Below are 655 nucleotides of genomic sequence, written 5' to 3'. Positions count from 1 at the left end.
GGTGCGTGGTCTGCCGGTCGCGGTCTCAGGACTCGGGCGGGTGCCCGGCGGCGGGCAGGTCGAGGGCGCGGATCACCGCGGCGGCGTCCGTCACGCCGCCGGCCCGTTCCGGGCTCAGCGCACCGAGCGGGGACCGGGCGACCCGCTCCCACACCACGGCCATCGCCTCGAACAGCTCCGGCGGCAGGCCCGCGGCGGCCTGGGTCGCGGCGATCTCACGCATCTCGGCGACGTAGCGGTCCGCCTTGCTCGCCGACAGCGCCAGCCATGATCCGAGGTCGCGGACCTGGGCGGGGAACGTCGGCGCCAGATCGTCGAGCATGGCGTCGAGCACCCCGGCCTGCTGCGCCGCCGCGCTCGCCTGCAGGAAGAGGGCGGCGAGCCCCTTGTAGAGGCTCGCCGTGCTCATCTTCAGTGCACTCGCGGCGCCCACCGGGCCGGCCAGGACGCGCGGTTCGAGCCGGGGATGGGCCAGCGCGGCGATCTGCCCGGCCCGCGGCCCGCTCAGGTACAGCCGGGTGCGCCCGCGCCCGGACGCCCGGTCCGGCGGCGGCCCGGAGATCGACCCGTCGACGAAGTCCAGGCCGACCAGAGCCGCCGCCACCCGGTCGACCGTGGCCGGGGCGATCGCGTTGAGGTCGGCGACCAACGGGGC

The 655-nt window shown here is 76.9% G+C and carries 1 protein-coding gene; it reads right to left on the bottom strand.

What is annotated here, in order from left to right; all coding sequences use genetic code 11:
• Positions 1-25: 25 nt before the first annotated feature.
• On the bottom strand, positions 26-655 hold a 630-nt coding region (locus ND748_RS33335), incomplete at its 5' end, for an NAD(P)-dependent oxidoreductase (protein WP_251750195.1).

Source organism: Frankia sp. AiPs1 (assembly GCF_023716945.1).
GTDB lineage: Bacteria > Actinomycetota > Actinomycetes > Frankiales > Frankiaceae > Frankia.
This window is presented reverse-complemented; position numbering and strand designations above follow the sequence as displayed.